Origin of the sequence: Streptomyces aureus, from assembly GCF_001418135.1 — a bacterium.
GTDB classification, from domain to species: domain Bacteria; phylum Actinomycetota; class Actinomycetes; order Streptomycetales; family Streptomycetaceae; genus Streptomyces; species Streptomyces aureus_A.
The window spans coordinates 1-2,189 of record NZ_LIPQ01000571.1 but is presented as its reverse complement, the minus strand read 5'-3'; the positions used below and the strand labels follow the sequence as shown (position 1 = coordinate 2,189).

2 protein-coding genes are annotated in these 2,189 nt (G+C 73.9%); both read left to right on the top strand.

Annotated features, from left to right (window positions below; all coding sequences use genetic code 11):
* Positions 1–1,529: alpha/beta hydrolase (locus tag AOK00_RS34195; protein WP_055604026.1), on the top strand; the 1,529-nt coding region annotated here is incomplete at its 5' end.
* A 114-nt stretch (positions 1,530–1,643) separates the two neighbouring features.
* Positions 1,644–2,138: a RidA family protein gene (locus AOK00_RS34190; RefSeq protein ID WP_055604025.1), complete on the top strand. Its 495-nt coding sequence runs from the start codon at positions 1,644–1,646 to the stop codon at positions 2,136–2,138.
* Positions 2,139–2,189 lie beyond the last annotated feature (51 nt).

The window sequence follows — 2,189 nt, the reverse complement described above, 5'->3', positions numbered from 1 at the left end:
AGCGTGGGGAAGGGGCGGGCGCCGGTGAACCGGCCCCCCGCCCCTTCCCCACGCTCGCCTGGACCGGCTGTGCCACCGAGGCGTACCCGAAGCTCCAGTGCGCCACCCTCAGGGTGCCGCTCAACCACGACGACCCGGCCGGCCGGACCGTCACCCTCGCCCTCACCCGGATCCCGCACACCTCGAAGACCTTCCAGGGACCGCTGCTCGTGAACCCGGGCGGGCCCGGTGGCAGCGGCCGCGGCATGGCCGGGTACGTGGCGTCCTCGCTGCCCCCGAAGGTGGCCGCCGAGTACGACGTGATCGGCTTCGACCCGCGCGGGGTCGGCAAGAGCGAGCCCGCGCTCGACTGCAGGCCCGGCCACTTCGCCCCGGTCCGCCCGGACTCGGTGCCGGGCGACGCCGCGGGCGAGCGGCTCGCGATCGAGCGGGCGCAGGCCTTCGCCGCGGCCTGCGGCAAGAAGTACGCGGACGTGCTGCCGTACATCGACACCGTCAGCACCGCCCGGGACATGGACGTCATCCGGCGCGCGCTCGGCGCCCAGAAGATCAACTACCTCGGCTACTCGTACGGCACCTATCTGGGGGCCGTGTACGCGCGGCTCCACCCGGACCGGGTGCGGCGAATGGCGCTGGACTCCGTCGTGAACCCGCACGGCGTCTGGTACGAGGACAACATCGCGCAGGACTACGCCTTCGACACCCGGCACAAGGACTTCATGGCCTGGGTGGCCAAGCAGGACTCCGTGTACAAGCTGGGCACCGACCCGGCGGAGGTCGAGGCGGCCTGGTACCGGATGCGCGACGAGCTGCGCGCGAAGCCGGCCGGCGGGAAGGTCGGACCGGGCGAGCTGGAGGACACCTATCTGCCCGGCGGCTACTACAACGGCTACTGGCCCCGTCTCGCTAAGGCGTTCGCCGCGTACGTCAACGACGCGAACGCGGTGCCGCTCACGGAGGCGTACGAGCGGTACGGCGAGGCCGACGCGGCCGCCGACAACGGCTACTCGGTCTACACGAGCGTGCAGTGCCGGGACGCGGCCTGGCCCCGCGACTGGAGCGTCTGGCGCAAGGACAACTGGGACGTGCACGCCAAGGCGCCCTTCTCCACCTGGAACAACGCCTGGTACAACGCACCGTGCGCGTTCTGGCCGGTGGACTCGCTGACCCCGCCGGACGTCAGCAACGACCAGGTGCCGCCGGTCCTCATCCTCCAGGCCACGGACGACGCCGCGACGCCGTACGAGGGCGGGGTCGCCCTGCACCGGCTGATGCGCGGCTCCAGCCTGGTCGTGGAGGAGGGCGGCGGGAACCACGGCGTGACCCTCGGCGGGAACGACTGCATGGACGGGCACCTGTCCACCTACCTCGCCACGGGCAGGGTCCCGCGCGCCGAGGGCGACTCCGAGGTGGACGCGGCCTGCGCGGCGCTGCCGGAGCCGAAGCCCGAGCCGGTGACCCGGTCCGTCCCGGCCCCGGCCGAGTCCGCGGGCCTCACGCTGCACGGGTTCCTCGGCCACGTGCGCTGACGCCGGCCGGGCCGCGGGCGAAACCCGCCGGCGGACCGCCGGCACGCCCGCCGGCACATGCCCGCGCCCCATGGGGCGCGGGCATTGTCAGTGCCGTGGGCGAGGATGTGGGGCATGACGAGCCACCTGACCCACGTACCCGCTCCCGACGGGATCGCCGCCAGCCCGCAGTACAGCCATGTCGTCTGGGGGACGGGCCGCTTCGTCGCGATATCCGGCCAGTGCGCGTTCGACGCCTCGGGCGCGGTCGTCGGCGAGGGCGACGCGGTGGCGCAGGCCCGTCAGGTCTTCGCGAACCTGGACCGCTGTCTCGCGGCGGCGGGCGCCGGGTTCCGGGACGTGGTGAAGCTGACGTACTTCGTCACGGACGTCGCCCATCTCCCGGCCGTACGGGAGGCCAGGGACGCCCATTTCGCGGGGGCGCCGCTGCCGGCGAGCTCGGCGGTCCAGGTGTCGGCGCTCGTCCGCCCGGAACTGCTGGTGGAGATCGAGGCGTTCGCGCTGGTGCCGGAGCGGAGGCAGGACGCCGAGGTGGCCGGGGCGGCCCGCCCGCTGCTCCGCTCGGTGGGCGGTGCCGGATCAGTGGACGGTGCCGAGTCGGCCCAGTGACGCTTCGGCCGCGGCGCCGAGCCGGGGGTGCGGGAGGGCGGCCTCCAGGGT